Source organism: Microbacterium oleivorans, assembly GCF_013389665.1.
Lineage (GTDB): Bacteria > Actinomycetota > Actinomycetes > Actinomycetales > Microbacteriaceae > Microbacterium > Microbacterium oleivorans_C.
On the sequence record NZ_CP058316.1, the window covers coordinates 807,201 to 822,697 of the forward strand.

Here is a 15,497-nt window from a genome sequence, read left to right on the forward strand (position 1 = left end):
CGATTCGTGATCCGGGCCGGATCGGGGTAAGCTTGGAGGGTTGCCACGGGGTGTGGCGCAGCTTGGTAGCGCGCGTCGTTCGGGACGACGAGGCCGCAGGTTCAAATCCTGTCACCCCGACCAATTGAAGAATGTTCCAACCTTCGGACGAAGACGACGTTTGAAGGTTCCGAGTGAGAGAGCCTTCCGCGGCAACACGGGAGGCTCTCTCACTTTCCTCGTTGGTTTCGCTAGGCCCGAGCGGCGTCCGCAGCTTGTGGATCGCGTCGTTGATGACAGTCCGCTCCACACCCATTGCGGGCTCTCCATCAGCCGAGAGGTCTACCGTGAACTTCGTGAACAGGCCACGAAGGACGTCGCGGCGGATGTCGTCGCGCGCGTTCCGGTATAGCCGAGCAGGGTCATCGAGAAGATCGAGTTGCGCACTGGCTCGTTCCACACCCGCATTCAGGCTCACAAGGGTGCGGCCTAGTTTCTCTGCGATCGCTGCCTTGCGTAACGTGACGTCGGACAGCTTCTCGCGTAGCTTCGGCGTCGCAAGAGAGCCGTCGGCAGCGAGTTCGATGAGGCGTTCCTCTTGGTCTTCGAGCTTGCGTAGCTCCTTTTCCAGCGAGGACTTTACCTTTGAGTCTTCTTCGCGCAGGTGATCGAGCGTCGCAGCGAGTTGTCCGCGCAGTGATTCGATGTCGCGATACGTGAAGCCCTCGCGGGCCACTTCGGCAGCAACCAGGGCCTCGATGTCTTCCATACGAAGACTCCCAAGGGCGCATCGGTCGCGCTGTTTACCGGAGCACACCCAGTACTCGTAGACTCCCCCGTTGCCAGAGCTCTGCGTGCAGACAAGTCGGCGCGTTTTACCATCGGCCGCGCACAGCCCGCAGTACAGCAGCCCCTTCAAGTAGCGGAAGTGGACGAAGGGACTGCTGCACGGATAGGTGACAGTTTCTAGTCACGCCGCGAGAGCGGCTGGCGTGTTCATGATGGCTTCGAACTCGACTGGGGTCAAGCGGCCCAGGCGGGGTTGTCGGCGGCGTCGGTGGTAGGTCCGCTCGATCCAGGTCACGACTGCGATCCGCAGCTCTTCGCGGGTGCCCCAGGTGCGGCGGTTGAGGACGTTCTTCTGCAGCAGCGCGAAGAACGATTCCATCGCGGCGTTGTCGCCGGCGGCACCGACGCGGCCCATGGATCCCACCATCCGGTGGTGGCTGATCTCGCGGAGGAACTTCCGGCTGCGAAACTGCGATCCTCTGTCGCTGTGGATGACGCAGCCGGCGACGTTCCCGCGCATCGCGACCGCGTTGCGGAGTGCGTTGACCGCGAGGTGTGACTTCATCCTCGAGTCGATGGAGTAGCCGACGATCTTTCCGGAAAATACGTCCTTGATCGCGCAGAGATAGAGCTTGCCCTCACCGGTCGGGTGCTCGGTGATGTCGGTCAGCCACAGTTGGTTCGGACCGGTGGCAGTGAAATCCCGCTCGACGAGGTCGTCGTGCACGGGTGGGCCGACCTTGCCGCCCTTGCCGCGGCGACGTTTCCCGAAGGTGCTCCACCAGCCGTTGCTCGAGGCGATCCGCCACGCGGTGCGATCCGCCATCGCTTCACCCACCTCGCGGGCCTCATCGGCGAGCAGCCGGTGCCCGAACTCGGGGTCGTCACGGTGCGCGTCGAACAACGCGTTGGCGCGATACGCCTCGATCACCTCGGCGTCGGTGATGGGGCCCGCGAGCCACCGGTAGTAGGGCTGGCGGGCGAGCTTGAGAACCCGGCACGTCACCGCGACGGGGATCCCGTCGGCGGCGAGCTCGGTCACGAGCGGGTAGAGCCTTTTCCCGGTAGGTTCGCCTGCGACAGATACGCCGCCGCCCGCCGCAGCACCTCGTTCTCCTGCTCCAGCAACCGGATCCGCTTACGCGCCTCCCGCAGCTCCGTGGACTCGGTGCGGGTCTGACCGGGCTTGGCACCCTCGTCGATGTTCGCGCGACGCATCCACTTCTGCAGCGTCATCGGGTGAACACCGAAGTCCTTCGCGATCTGCTCGATCGTCATTCCGGGCTCGCGGTTGCGCGCGACGCGGACCACGTCGTTACGGAACTCGCTCGGGTACGGCTTGGGCACGGCAACATCCTTCCAGGCCGACCCTCCGGGCAAGCCAGATCAGATGTCACCTACTCGTGCAGCAGTCCCCCCGAGGCAGGTCCGCGCCTAGCTAGGAGGCGATCACTCACGGCGGCCGGCTCGAGCACGTCCTATAGGGCGAAGCTCGCCGGCCGCCCCCGACCACTCCCTGCTCATGTATCTCCCTTCCTCGTTTGTGCCCAGCGATTCACGCGAGAACCAGCCCGGTTCTCGGTCGCACGCAAAAAGGAGGAGCATCATGGTGCATGGCATTTACATCCCAGCGGCAGACGCCTGGGACATTGAAGCCCGCGAGTACGTCCATCTCGAGGACTACCAGTCGGCAGTCGACGGCTGGATCGAAGCGGTCGACCTGCCCGATTTTGGCTGCACGCTGTTCGTGAACGAGGACGGGCTGTTACGCGGTCTGCCCTATAACAGGCGCGCGACCTACCTATGGTGGTACCACGTGCCACAGGCTCGCGATCGCGCCCGGCTGGTCGGAGACGTCGTCGCCGTCGGCCTGGCGTATGCTGAAATCGGCGAGTCGACGAACCTGTCTCCTAACAGCGGCGAACTGCTGCTCGGAAACACGCCGTGCCAGGTCGAGATGCAGGGGCTGGAATCGCTCGAAAGGCGATGGACGCCGACCGGCGAACAGAGCTACATCGATGCGATGATCGGAGTGACGCTCTTGATGGAGTACGCCCCGGAGTGGACGCTCCGCGTAGTCCCCGCACGGTGAGCGGCGGCGGACCTCGTCCCCACCAGGATCAGGTCCGCCGCCTATTCAATTCGAACGCCTTGCCCGAGGGGCCAACAGCCCGGCAAGGACGACTCGCCGCCAGACCCACTGAGAAACGGGAGCTACGGCGCCCCGTCGAGATCATCGCCCAACCAGTGCTCACGAGTCGTCCGCTCGACCCAAACCCAACAATCTGAGCGCTCAGCATGGAGAGATGCCACTGCAGCTACCACAGCTGCGGCGGCGTGATCCGCCGCAGCAGGAGATAGTACAGATCCGGTGAGAGAGTGAAATGAGGCCCTATTCGCCACCGCACCTAGAGCATCTGCACACTCCCCTGCGATGCTCGCGACTGTCACGAATGACTCAACAGTGCTCACCGTCACGGTCCGCTCCCCCGTGCCGGTGACCTCGTGGATGGAACTATCGCAGGTCTTGGCGGTCCTGGGTTGTTAGTGCACTCCAGGATTCGACGGATCGCGGTCGGTGTCTTGACCGGCGTACAGCTCCGTCATCAGCGACTTGCATGTCGGTAATCCGCGACTGTCGGTAGGAGGGAGTAGCCGAAGTTGCGACGTCAATCACGTGTCGCCATTCGAGTAGCGATGTACCGGCGCTCAGTTCTGAGTCTGATCCAGGCGCTCGATTGTATCCGTTCGTGCTGCTGCTCTGTTACGGTGCCGCCCCCGGTGCTTATGATTCCGCGAGAACGCAAGTGCGACCAACATCACAACTGCGAGCGAATTCAGCACTGTCCCCCAAAATAGCGGTGCCCCTCCGAGCCAAATCGACGGCAGATGCCAGTAAGAAAGCACCTGAGGAATCACCAGCAGCACGACTTGGGGCGTGATCTGACCGGCGGGCGGACGGGCTTCCCTCACAGCCATAATCGCTATTACCATCCACATCCCCACTAGAGACGCTGGTGGGGTGGCGAACAGAGTGAACACCTCAACTACGACAGCCGCGATTGCACAGAAAAACACCACAGAAACAGCGAGCAGAAAATTGGATATCGCTGCGACCGCTGCACCGATCGCGGCAAGAGAAAGGCAGAGCAGCACTCCAACCATCACCGGCCCTGCTCCGTGTGCCAGGGGAGCGGTCGTTATCGGGAGTAGAACGCTCGATGCCCCGCCCAGGATTCCGGCGACGCGGAGGCGGGGCATCAAGCGAGTCTCTATGACATGACTAGTCATATGCCAAATCCGTCTTCAGTACGGCGTGGAAATGTTTCCCCAGACGTCCATACTTGTCTGGGCGCCGGGAGCGAGGAAGATCAAACCCTGGTTATTGAACTTGTATGCCGTGCTCCAACCACCGAAGGCAGCCGTATATACGCGAAATTCGTAGGAGGGCGCGCGGTCATGGGTACCGAAGAAGGAATAGTCGCCGAATCCAGAGGTAGATGTAGTGATCTTGTAGTCGATTGCGAACGAAACTCCGCATAGGGGATCGGGGACGTGATGGGACCACGTAGTCGACCGACCGTAGTCGTCTCCGCTGTCGCCAACGCGCTGTACCTTTATGAGGTTGGCGTTCCTTGTAGCTGCTACCGACCCGTCCGCACGAATGATGCGTGTGCCGGATGTGCGCTTGGATGTCGATAGTCCCACGAACTTCTTCGCGGAGTTGTAAGTGAAGACCGTCTCGACACCGGTACGCACAGACGGTGACCATGCGCTCGCGGGTGCATATCCTCGATTGTCGCCCGCGTAGTAACCGCCCCAACCGGCCTGAATCTGTTCCGCACATGGCGTCAAGACGCCAATGAGGCCTGCATCCTTGCTTGGAATGAACGTGTTCAGCTGAGTTCGCATTTCCCAGTTTGTGTTTGCAACAGCCTGCGTGAACTCCTCATGTTCCGAGAACTTCACGGCATCGTTCACCGTCTTGCCGATCACGCCGTCATCGATTGCCGGTACGGAAATATCGAAGAAGAACTGTTCGGGTTCGTTATGTCCTTGCGCTTCGTCCCATGTTCCCACTATCTGATAGCGAGTCTCGTCGGCCGCTTCGCGCTGATCCTTAAAAGAGTCTCCCGACTTTATCGCAACCCTCACCGAATCGCGGTAAACTGACCACTCTATTTTGCCGCCCGACGGGTCCCACCAGCTCAGCGTGACCTCGCCTGCAGTATCGGCGCGGAAAGTAGTTAGTTTGTCTCTCCCAACTAGCTTCGGGTCTGCGACAGGCCGCACCAGCTCAATCTCTTTGGACAGAACACGATCGGCGGCGTCCGTGCCGAGGGAGACCACATATCCGTCGTGTCCCTCGAGAGCCCCTTCCACACCCGTTGACGCGTCCGCATCGGTAGACAACGGCACGAGTTGGTCTTCGTCGGGAATCGCCAGATACCTCTGAGTTTCCACGACGTTCGGAGGAGAGTCGTTCTCTCGCTCATCTCCGTATACTGCCCTAGTGGTGTTGAGTAGCGTCAGGCTGGCAGCCACGAGGCCAACCGCGAAAGCTTTCATTCGCCCGAAAACGAAATCTGACCCGCGACGATTCTCCACGAATCCATAGTGTCGAAGGCGCGGGGGGCGCAAGAGAAGATTTGTCGCAGCGCTGACGTGGTCCCTGCACACCTCCGCGGCGCTGAGTACGCGGGTCTCCTGCGACGTCCTTCTGAACCGTGGCGCGGGAGAGCCAAGTCACTCGTCGACTCGCCGACTCGCCGACTCGCCGACTGCCGTCATCAGCACGCGGCGGATATGGCGCAGCGTCACACGGCGTTTCTTAGCGTGTGATTTTCTCGTTCAGCTGAGACACTCGACGAGATGTGCGCTGCGGCTGGCGATGAGGCGCCGGAGGTAGGGAACAAGCACCAGGCGTTCGGCAAGCGCTCCAAAGATCGGCGATCCCACAGTGACGACATCGATCATGCGCGATCCGTTGCTCAGCTGCTCGAACCTGTGCTCGTGGATGAACGACTTGAATGGGCCGCGCGCCTGTTGATCCACAAACCGCTGTGGCCGGTCCAGCGCGGTGATCTCCGAGGTCATCGTCCACCAGATTCCGAAATGTTTAGCGCGCCATGTCACCGTTTCTCCGAGACCGATCGCCCCGGTGGTCACGCCCCCCACCGCTCGCTCGGCAGAGCCGGACATAGAGGAGAGATGCGCGTCGATATCGAGCGACAGTTCGAACAGAGCGGGTGCGGGGACCGCACTTTCTGTGACGAGGGTGAAGGAGGAAGGCACACCTCCATCTTGCCGCGGTTCCCGCGTCCGTGGCGGGGATCTGCTGCTCGTACCGCTGTTCCTGGATCGTCAATGTGACGTCGTCGAGCGCGATGGCAAGGCCTGGCGCGTTCGAGCGCGTCACCGGAGAGGCTGGCCGTCGACGAACTCGGAGGCTATTCGGTCTTCGTATAATACGCGGTCGAGGCCTTCGACCAACGCTCTATCCAGTGCGGTGCGATTCTCTTCGGAATATGCGCCCTTGCTGAAGTTCTCGCAGCGAGCGTTCCGCTCGAAGGCGCGCACATAGCCCTCACCGAAAGCCTCAATAACGAATGGAACCATGTCGTCATCACAGCGAGAGAGATAGTCGAAAAATATGGCGCTATCGTCTCCGATAGCACCCTCAAGCAAACTCAGTTTTCCGAGATCCTGGAGGAGGACCCGCGTCGCCACCTCATATGTGTTCCAGTCGCGCCCACGGGACTACCTTTCATCACCAACTGAAATCTGTTGCGCGTCTCTACCGAGAACTTCTCCGTCCAGAACAGTTCGCCTTGCAGCTCGCGTTCTGCAATTCTTGCGAGCTCTTGCCTGCGTTTGTACAGCGGAGACATCGACACCACCCTGACCGACTTCATGCGACTCGGCCCAGCTTAGTTCGTCTAAGGCCCGGTCCTGAGTAGGCCGGCGATGTGGGCCCCACCCGCACAGCGACAAGGCAACTCGGAGGACCATCCCACTGTCAGAAAAGTCAGCGTCAGCCGTCATTGTCCAGTCGCCGGACGGAGTCTCACGCCGTTCGCGATGAGCGCCACACGCACCGTGTCCTGCTTGAGCGCCAACTCTCTCGCGACCTGGGAGAGGGACAGGCCAGACTCATAGAGCGAACGTGCCCGGTTGATCTAGGCCACAGTAAGCGGCTGGTGTCGCACCACAACGTTGTACTCGCGAAGGATCGAGAGAACCGCCATCCTCGACTGGTGCGCTCGGGCTCCCGCCTTCAGGTAGTCTTTCGTGAAGATCGCGGCGCTTCACCCCGAGACATGAATCTCGGAACAGAGGTGGACAAGGCCGACAGCAGAGAGGCTCCGCCGAGAGGCGGAGCCTCTCGCATGCCACCGGAGAACGGAGCACGGATGCCCACCCCCCGCCTGGTCGCCTTCGACCTCGACGACACCCTCGCTCCGTCCAAGAGCGCGATCGATCCCCGCATCGGCCGACAGCTCCTCGACCTCGCCGCGCGCGTGGAGGTCGCGATCATCTCGGGCGGCCAGCTCGCCCAGTTCACCGCACAGGTCGTCGACCAGCTTCCGGAGAGCGACGCGGAGCTGCTCTCGCACTTCCACCTGCTGCCCACGTGCGGAACCCAGTACTACCGCCTCTCTTCCGCGGGCATCGAGACGATCTACGCGCGTTCCCTCAGCGACGACCAGAAGACGCGCGCCCTCGCCGCCGTCGAGGAGGAGGCACAGCGCCTCGGGCTGTGGGAGAGCGAGACGTGGGGGCCGATCCTCGAGGACCGCGGCTCGCAGATCACGTTCTCGGCGCTGGGCCAGCAGGCCCCGGTCGACGCCAAGATGGCCTGGGACCCCACCGGCGAGAAGAAGAACGCTCTGCGCGCCGCCGTCGCCGACCGCCTCCCCGACCTCGAGGTGCGCGCCGGCGGCTCCACGTCGGTCGACATCACCGAGCGCGGCATCGACAAGGCCTACGGCATGAACCGGCTCGTCGAGCAGACCGGCATCCCGCAGGAGGACATGCTGTTCATCGGCGACCGTCTCGACGAGAACGGCAACGACTACCCCGTGCTCGCGATGGGTGTGGCCTGCCACGCCGTCGAGGGCTGGGAGGACACCGCCGCATTCCTCGACACCCTGATCCCCACGCTGCCGCAGCGCTGAGGCGCTCGCTCCGGGCGACGAAGAACGGCCCCTGTGAGAGATGATCTCGCAGGGGCCGCTCTTCGTGGATCGTCAGGCCTTGGCGCGCGACGGCGACGAGCGCCGGGCCGCGGGCTGGGTCACCGGGACGAGGCGCTGGAGCTGCGTGACGTGACGCGGCTCGAGTTCCTCGAGGCTCGAGACGCCCAGCAACTGCATCGTGCGCTCGATCTCACTGCGCAGAATCGCGATGGTGCGGTCCACACCCTGCCGCCCGCCCGCCATGAGGCCGTAGAGGTACGCCCGGCCGATGAGGGTGAACTTCGCCCCCAGGGCGACGGATGCCACGATGTCGGCGCCGTTCATGATGCCGGTGTCGACCATGACCGTGGCGTCCTTGCCGACCTCGCGCACCACCTGCGGCAGCAGGTGGAACGGCACCGGCGCACGGTCGAGCTGGCGGCCGCCGTGGTTGGAGAGGATGATGCCGTCGACGCCGAGGTCGATCAGGCGCTTCGAGTCGGCGACGTTCTGCACGCCCTTGATGACGATCTTCCCGGGCCACATGCTGCGGATGATCTCGAGGTCGTCGTAGCTGATGGTGGGATCCATCGCGGAGTTGAGCAGCTCCCCCACCGTCCCACCGGTGGTCGTCAGCGATGCGAACTCGAGCTTGGGAGTCGTGAGGAAGTCGATCCACCACCAGGGCCGCGGGATCGCGTTGACGATGGTGCCGACGGTCAGAGCCGGCGGGATCGAGAAGCCGTTGCGCTTGTCGCGCAGCCGGGCTCCGGCCACGGGTGTGTCGACGGTGAACATGAGGGTGTCGAACCCGGCCTCGGCGGCGCGCTTGACGAGACCGTACGAGATCTCGCGGTCGCGCATCACGTACAGCTGGAACCAGTTGCGCCCGTGCGGGTTGGCGGCCCGGACGCCCTCGATGGAGGTCGTGCCGAGCGTCGACAGGGTGAACGGGATGCCCGCCGCCCCCGCCGCGGAGGCACCGGCGCTCTCACCCTCGGTCTGCATGAGGCGGGTGAAGCCGGTCGGGGCGATGCCGAAGGGCAGGGCCGAGCGGCCGCCGAGGATCTCGGTCGACATGTCGACCGACTCGGCCGGGCGCAGGATGTCGGGGTGGAACTCGATGTCTTCGAACGCGTGCCGCGCACGAGCGAGCGAGAACTCGCCTTCGGCGGCGCCGTCGGTGTAGTCGAAGGCGGCCTTGGGCGTGCGGCGCTTGGCGATCGTCCGCAGGTCGTCGATGGTGAGCGCGGAGTTCAACCGGCGGCGGCGGCCGTTGAGGTCGGGGGCCTTGAACTGCATGAGCTCGAGCAGTTCGGGGATCTTCGGAAGCTGGCGGGTGACCATGTCTCTCCTCGGTTGCGACGGTGACGCCGGGATGGGTGGAGTCGGGGCGGTTCAGGTGGATGCGGGGCGCACGGGGTTGGCCGACGCGTAGTAGCCGGTGATGTGGTCGTGGATCGCCGTGCGGGCATCGTCGACGCGATCGTCGTCGATGGCCGAGACGATCGCGCGGTGCTCGGCGCGCAGCCGCTCGACGGCGTCCTCCCAGTCCGGGATGCGCGAGGCGCCCTGCAGCACGTAGTCCTCGATCGACGAGCGGAGCCCCGCCATCATCGCCGCAACGACGTCATTGCCGGAGGCCTCGGCCAGCGCGACGTGGAACTGGGCGTCGAGCGCGAGGAAGTCCGCGGGCGTGAGGCCGGCGGCGTCCATGGCGCGCAGTGCCTCGCGGGCGTTCGCCAGATCGACGTCGGGTGTGCCCGCCAGTTGCCCGGCGACCCACTCCTCGAGGAGCAGACGAGTGCTGACGACGTCGGCGATGTCGAAGCCCTGCGCGGCGACCTGGAGCCGCAGCAGGGCCTGCATCCCGCCGGTGGGTCGGGCCACCACGATGGCTCCGGCGTTCGGACCCGATCCGGTCGCGGTGCGGATGAGTCCCATGACCTCGAGCACGCGCAGCGCCTCGCGCACGCTGGATCGTCCGACGCCGAGCTGCGCGACCAGATCGCGCTCGGAGGGCAGCCGGTCGCCGGGACCGAGCTTGCCGGCGAGAAGATCGGATTCGATCCTCTCCAGTACGACGCGCCATGCGCGCGCCGGGGTTCCGTCGACCATGACGCCCCTCTCCCTCGTGGCCGGACCACTGTACATCTTGTGGTCTGACCGCGCAAAGCGGCAGCCGGGCGCGTCGTGAAACGGTTCAGGCCAGACGGCCGCCGGACTCCCGCAGGTAGCACTCGGCGCACATCGACTCGTAGGTCACGCGATCGGCCGCGAGCTCGTCGATGGCGACCTGGTCGCCCTCGAACACGAACCGCCCGCCGACGAGCCGGGCGTTGAACAGCGCCTTGCGTCCGCACCGGCAGATGGTCTTGAGCTCCTCCAGGCTGTGGGCGAGCTCCATCAGACGCGCCGACCCCGGGAAGGCCCGCGTCTGGAAATCGGTGCGGATGCCGTATGCCAGCACCGGGACATTCTCGTCCACGACGATGCGGAGGAGATCGTCGACCTGCTGCGAGGTGAGGAACTGCGCCTCGTCGACCATGAGGCAGGCGACGTCCGAGCCGGTCTGCTCGCGCACACGCGCGCGATGTCGGGCGAACAGGACGGTGATGTCGTCATCGGCGGCGACGAGGAAGTCGACATCCCGCTCGACGCCGAGACGGCTCGCGATCTGGCCGGCGCCCTTCGTGTCGATCTCGGGCTTGGCCAGCAGCACGTGCTGACCGCGCTCCTCGTAGTTGTAAGCGGCCTGCAGCAGCGCCGTCGATTTGCCGGAGTTCATGGCTCCGTAGCGGAAGTAGAGCTTCGCCATGCCCGTCAGGGGGTGATCGACAGCGCTTCGGCGGTCGCCTCGACCGACGCCCGCGCCGCTTCGCCGCGCGGGTTCAACGGCTCTCCGTAGCTCGGGATGAGCTGCTTCAGCTCGCCCTCCCATCCGCCGATACGGTCGGGGAAGCAGGTCTTGAGCAGGCCGAGCATGATGGACGCCGCCGTCGAGGCGCCCGGGGAGGCGCCGAGCAGACCGGCGATGGAGCCGTCGGCCGACGTGACCACCTCGGTGCCGAACTGCAGCACGCCGCCCTTTTCGGGGTCCTTCTTCATCACCTGGGCCCGCTGACCGGCCTGGATGAGCTCCCAGTCCTCGTCGCGCGCCGTGGGCATGAACACCCGAAGGGCGTCGACCTTCTTGCTGTGGTTCTTCATCAGCTCGCCCACGAGGTACGAGATCAGGCTGGGGTTGTCGACGGCGACCTTGAGCATCGGCACGAGGTTGTGCGGTCGCACCTGGGCGACGATGTCGGTGATGCGGCCGTTCTTGAGGAACTTGGGGCTGAAGGTCGCGAACGGACCGAACAGCAGAGAAGCCTCGCCGTCGACCACGCGGGTGTCGAGGTGCGGCACCGACATCGGGGGCGCCCCGACGGATGCCTGCGAGTAGACCTTCGCCTTGTGCTGCGCGACGATGTCGGGGTTGGTGGTCTTGAGGAACTGCCCACCGATCGGAAAGACGCCGTAACCCTTGATCTCGGGGATGCCCGACTTCTGCAGCAGCTTCAGCGCCCATCCGCCCGCGCCGACGAAGACGAAACGGGCATCGGTGTGGCCCGGCGTGCGCCCGAGCTTGTTGCGCCAGAAGACCCGCCACGAGCCGTCCTTCTGACGGGTGAGCGTGCGGACCTCGCGGTCGGTGATGACGTCGACACCCTGATCCTGCAGGTGCGCGAAGAGCTGACGCGTGAGAGCCCCGAAGTCGACGTCGGTGCCGGCGGGTACGCGCGTCGCGGCGAAGGGCTCGCCCTTGCGCCGCCGCTGCATGAGCAGCGGCGCCCATTGGTTGATGACGCGCGAGTCCTCGGAGTACTCGATGCCCGCGAAGAGCGGCTGGTCCTTGAGAGCCTCGTAGCGCTTCTTCAGGTAGGCGACGTCCTTCTCGCCTCGGACGAACGTCATGTGGGGCGTCGCGTTGATGAAAGTGGACGGCTCGTCGAGGATGCCGCGCTCGATCAGCGAGGTCCAGAGCTGCCGGCTCTGCTGGAACTGCTCGTTGATCGTGATCGCCTTGCCGGGATCGACGGCGCCGTCGGGGCCCTCCGGCATGTAGTTCAGCTCGCACAGAGCGGCATGCCCCGTACCGGCGTTGTTCCACGCGTTCGAGCTCTCCTGCGCCAGATCGGACAGGCGCTCGTGCACCTCGATCTTCCAATCGGGCTGGAGCTGCTTCAGCAGCGTTCCCAGGGTGGCACTCATGATGCCACCGCCGATCAGGACGACATCGACCTTTTCACTCACGATGCACCAGTCTATCCCCGCCCGACGCGTCGGAATCCGTCGCGGGCCGGAGGCGAGCGATGTGCCCCGGCGCGACGCCGGTCAGAGTCGCTGCGCGACGATCTCGGCGATCTGGACGGCGTTGAGCGCGGCGCCCTTGCGGAGGTTGTCGTTGCTGATGAACACCACGAGCCCCTTGCCCTCGGGAGCCGACTGGTCGGCGCGGATACGACCGACGTAGCTCGGGTCGCTGCCGGCTGCGCGAAGCGGCGTGGGCACCTCTTCGAGGGCGACGCCGGGCGCCGACGCCAGGATCTCCCGCGCGCGGTCGGGCGTGATGTCACGCGCGAACTCGGCGTGGATCGACAGCGAGTGGCCGGTGAAGACCGGGACGCGGACGCAGGTGCCCGCGACGCGGAGGTCGGGCAGTTCGAGGATCTTCCGGCTCTCGTTGCGGAGCTTCTTCTCCTCGTCGGTCTCGTTCTGCCCGTCGTCGACGAGGTTGCCGGCGAAGGGGATCACGTTGAAGGCGATGGGGGCGACGTACTTCTGGGGCGCGGGGAACTCCACCGCCGACCCGTCGTGGACGAGTCCGAGGGTGTCGCCCTGGGCGAGGACGCCCTCGACCTGTCCGAGGAGCTCCTCGGCACCCGCGAGCCCGGAACCGGACACGGCCTGGTAGGTGGAGACGATGAGTCGCTCGAGCCCGGCTTCGGCGTCGAGGACCTTCAGCACCGGCATGGCCGCCATGGTCGTGCAGTTGGGGTTGGCGATGATGCCCTTCGGCGGGTTCACCGTCGCGTGGGGGTTCACCTCGCTGACCACGAGAGGCACGTCGGGGTCCATCCGCCAAGCGCTGGAGTTGTCGATGACGACGGCGCCGGCCTCGGCGAAACGGGGGGCATGCGCGCGGGAGCCGGTCGCGCCGGCCGAGAACAGGGCGATGTCGATGCCGGCGGGATCCGCCGTGGCGACGTCCTCGACGACCACGTCGTGACCGGCGAAGTCGATCGTCGTGCCCGCCGAGCGCGCCGTGGCGAACAGACGCAGCTCGCGGATCGGGAAGTTCCGTTCGACGAGGATCTCGCGCATCACCTTTCCGACCTGGCCGGTGGCGCCGACGACGGCGACGGAGAGTCCGGAATCGGAGATGCGGGTCATAGCTGTTCCTTGCGTGGAGCGTGATCGGGTTGCCGTGATTCTATCGCCGGGCTCGGCGTCCGCCGATGCGCATGACGGTCGATGACCGCGCGATTCATGCCAGGACGGGACGGTTCCACTCCCCCGGCACCTCGAGCGCACCGTATGCGAGCTCGACGCCGGCCGGGCCGATCGAGGCGGTGCACACCAGCAGCGACAGCGTCGGGATGCCGTAGGGCCGGTTGTCGCGGATGATCGCGGCATCGTCGGTCGGCGGCGTCGCGGCGGTGTCCTGGAGGACGTCCAGCCAGGGCTGCAGGCCGTCCGACCCTTCGAGGTCGGGAGCGGCGGCGGCGAACGCCCCGAGCCAGCGTCGGATGCGTGCGGTGCGGGGATCGTCGACGTCGTCGTGGGCGATCATGTGCGTGCCCGGCTCGAGGTCGACGGTGCGCAGGCTCGCGGCATCCCACATCGACACGCGGACTCCGCCGGGGGTGGCCTCGACGAGGTTGAAACCGTGGGTGGCGGGGGCGCCCGTGGGCGAGGCGCCCGCCACGGCGTCCAGGACGATCCGGCCGCGCGACACCGCGGGGGCGTCGTCGGGGAGCACATCGGCGCGGTTCAGGATCACGGCGAGGCGCCGGGCCCGGGGGTCGGCCGCGAGCCAGGCTCCGCCGGCTCGACGATCGCGGACGCCGAGCACGTCCGGGTGGGTCTCGGGCCACCACGGGCCGAGCGGATCCCAGGCCCGGGCCGGATCCTCGTCGCGCACGGCGAGGAGGCGCACCGGGTGCGACGGGTCGGCGGGCACCTGGACGACGACGGTGCACATGATGGTTCCCGCTCTCGGCTCCCGATGCTCGTGCGCGGCTCCCGACCGGGGGCCGTGGGAGGATCGGGGCATGTTCATCGTAGTCGGGGTCACCGGTGGCATCGCCGCCTACAAGAGCGTTCACCTGGTGCGGCTCCTCGTGCGCGAGGGACACGACGTCCACGTCATCCCGACCGAGGACTCGCTGCGCTTCATCGGTCTCACCACCTGGGAGGCCATCAGTCGCAACCCCGTCACCACCTCGGTGCACGACGACGTCGCCCAGGTGCGGCACGTCGCCCTCGGGCAGAGCGCAGACCTCGTCATCGTCGCCCCCGCCACCGCGAACACCCTCGCGGCGATGGCCGCCGGACTCGCCGCCGATCTGCTGGGCACCACGCTGCTGGCGACCACCGCACCGGTCGTCGTGGCCCCCGCGATGCATACCGAGATGTGGCGGCATCCGGCCACGACGGCGAACATGGCGACCCTGCGCCGGCGGGGCGTGCACATCGTCGGGCCGGCGGACGGACCGTTGACCGGCGGAGACAGCGGGCCGGGGCGGATGTCGGAACCGGACGAGATCGTCGCGGTGGCCCTCGCGCACGTTCGCCGGACGGGCGACCTGGCCGGGTTGACGGTCGTCGTGTCGACCGGGGGCACCCGCGAGCCGCTCGACCCCGTGCGCTTCCTCGGCAACCGCTCCAGCGGCCGCCAGGGTGCCGAGATCGCCCGCGAGGCCGCGCAGCGGGGAGCGACGGTGGTCCTCGTGGCTGCATCGATCGACGACGGCGTGCTGGACGAGGTCTCCGCCCTGCCCGCCGTCTCGACGATGCGGGTCGAGACCGCAGCGCAGCTCGGCGGCGCGATGACCGACGCGGCAGCCGATGCCGATGTCGTGGTGATGGTCGCCGCGGTCGCCGACTATCGACCCGCGGCGGTGTCCGATCGCAAGCTGCGCAAGGAGGACGGGCCGCTCGCGTCGATCGCTCTCGTGCCCAACGACGACATCCTCGCCGGGCTCGCCGCGCGGCGCCGAGAGGGTCAGACGATCGTGGGCTTCGCAGCCGAGACGGCCGATGACGACGTGATCGAGCGCGCGCGGCGCAAACGCGAGCGCAAGGGCGTCGACCTCCTCGTGGTCAACGAGGTCGGGTGGGACTCCGGCTTCGGCCCGGGCGAGAACACCGTGGCCGTGATCGGTGCCGCGGGCTCCGTGGTCGCCGAGGCGGCGGGGTCGAAGGCCGCGGTCGCCGGGGCGGTCTGGGACGCCATCGCCGCTGCGCGCGGCATCCGCTGACACCGGCCCCCGGGCCGCGTCGGCC

General features: G+C 66.1%; 14 protein-coding genes, 1 tRNA gene and 1 pseudogene. 4 read left to right on the top strand and 12 right to left on the bottom strand.

Annotated features, from left to right (window positions below; genetic code table 11):
* The first annotated feature begins 46 nt into the window (after positions 1–46).
* A tRNA-Pro gene (locus HW566_RS04015) sits at positions 47–123 on the top strand.
* A 649-nt stretch (positions 124–772) separates the two neighbouring features.
* On the opposite strand, the pseudogene HW566_RS16215 reads toward HW566_RS04015, so the two are convergent.
* Positions 773–898 (bottom strand): annotated as a pseudogene (locus HW566_RS16215) (hypothetical protein); the annotation flags it as partial.
* Between the two features lie 51 nt (positions 899–949).
* Positions 950–2,115, bottom strand: a protein-coding gene (locus tag HW566_RS04025) for an IS3 family transposase (RefSeq protein WP_178010627.1) whose coding sequence is annotated in 2 segments (ribosomal slippage) — positions 950–1,828 and positions 1,831–2,115 — 1,164 coding nt in all. Because the reading frame shifts where the segments join, the coding sequence is not laid out codon by codon here.
* A 259-nt stretch (positions 2,116–2,374) separates the two neighbouring features.
* Between HW566_RS04025 and HW566_RS04030 the strand changes: the two genes are divergently transcribed.
* Positions 2,375–2,860, top strand: a complete 486-nt coding sequence (locus tag HW566_RS04030) for a DUF3846 domain-containing protein (RefSeq protein ID WP_178010629.1) — start codon at positions 2,375–2,377, stop codon at positions 2,858–2,860.
* A 617-nt stretch (positions 2,861–3,477) separates the two neighbouring features.
* Here the strand turns inward: HW566_RS04030 and HW566_RS04035 are convergent.
* From HW566_RS04035 to HW566_RS04050, 4 genes are all read right to left on the bottom strand, one after another.
* Positions 3,478–3,936 carry a hypothetical protein gene (locus HW566_RS04035; protein WP_178010631.1) on the bottom strand — a complete coding sequence of 153 codons (459 nt, stop codon included), beginning with the start codon at positions 3,934–3,936 and terminating at the stop codon, positions 3,478–3,480.
* 138 nt (positions 3,937–4,074) lie between these two features.
* Positions 4,075–5,313, bottom strand: a complete 1,239-nt coding sequence (locus HW566_RS04040; protein WP_178010633.1) for a hypothetical protein — start codon at positions 5,311–5,313, stop codon at positions 4,075–4,077.
* A gap of 306 nt (positions 5,314–5,619) precedes the next feature.
* Positions 5,620–6,063 (bottom strand): SRPBCC family protein, encoded by a 444-nt coding sequence (locus HW566_RS04045; protein ID WP_178010635.1) that lies wholly within the window; start codon positions 6,061–6,063, stop codon positions 5,620–5,622.
* A 120-nt stretch (positions 6,064–6,183) separates the two neighbouring features.
* Entirely contained in the window at positions 6,184–6,498 is a 315-nt protein-coding gene (locus HW566_RS04050) for a hypothetical protein (RefSeq protein ID WP_178010637.1), read from the bottom strand.
* Positions 6,499–7,181: 683 nt separating this feature from the next.
* Between HW566_RS04050 and HW566_RS04055 the strand changes: the two genes are divergently transcribed.
* A complete protein-coding gene (locus tag HW566_RS04055; protein WP_178010639.1) occupies positions 7,182–7,946 on the top strand; it encodes an HAD-IIB family hydrolase in 765 nt (254 codons plus the stop codon).
* Between the two features lie 72 nt (positions 7,947–8,018).
* Here HW566_RS04055 and HW566_RS04060 read toward each other — a convergent pair whose 3' ends face one another.
* The 6 genes from HW566_RS04060 to HW566_RS04085 form a co-directional block, all read right to left on the bottom strand.
* The gene (locus HW566_RS04060; protein WP_178010640.1) at positions 8,019–9,293 is read right to left on the bottom strand and encodes an alpha-hydroxy acid oxidase; all 1,275 of its coding nucleotides are present in this window, start codon (positions 9,291–9,293) and stop codon (positions 8,019–8,021) included.
* Positions 9,294–9,344: 51 nt separating this feature from the next.
* Positions 9,345–10,064 carry a FadR/GntR family transcriptional regulator gene (locus HW566_RS04065; protein ID WP_178010642.1) on the bottom strand — a complete coding sequence of 240 codons (720 nt, stop codon included), beginning with the start codon at positions 10,062–10,064 and terminating at the stop codon, positions 9,345–9,347.
* Positions 10,065–10,149: 85 nt separating this feature from the next.
* Positions 10,150–10,764, bottom strand: a complete 615-nt coding sequence (locus HW566_RS04070) for a thymidine kinase (RefSeq protein WP_178010644.1) — start codon at positions 10,762–10,764, stop codon at positions 10,150–10,152.
* Between the two features lie 5 nt (positions 10,765–10,769).
* Entirely contained in the window at positions 10,770–12,200 is a 1,431-nt protein-coding gene (gene mqo / locus HW566_RS04075; RefSeq protein WP_256728934.1) for a malate dehydrogenase (quinone), read from the bottom strand.
* A gap of 123 nt (positions 12,201–12,323) precedes the next feature.
* Complete coding sequence (locus HW566_RS04080; protein ID WP_178010648.1) at positions 12,324–13,382, bottom strand: aspartate-semialdehyde dehydrogenase; 1,059 nt, start codon at positions 13,380–13,382, stop codon at positions 12,324–12,326.
* A 94-nt stretch (positions 13,383–13,476) separates the two neighbouring features.
* Positions 13,477–14,265, bottom strand: a complete 789-nt coding sequence (locus HW566_RS04085) for an NRDE family protein (RefSeq protein WP_306171785.1) — start codon at positions 14,263–14,265, stop codon at positions 13,477–13,479.
* Here HW566_RS04085 and coaBC point away from each other — a divergent pair.
* On the top strand, positions 14,264–15,472 hold the full coding sequence (gene coaBC, locus HW566_RS04090; protein WP_178010650.1) for a bifunctional phosphopantothenoylcysteine decarboxylase/phosphopantothenate--cysteine ligase CoaBC: 1,209 nt from the start codon (positions 14,264–14,266) through the stop codon (positions 15,470–15,472). The genes HW566_RS04085 and coaBC overlap by 2 nt on opposite strands.
* The last annotated feature ends 25 nt before the right edge of the window (positions 15,473–15,497 follow it).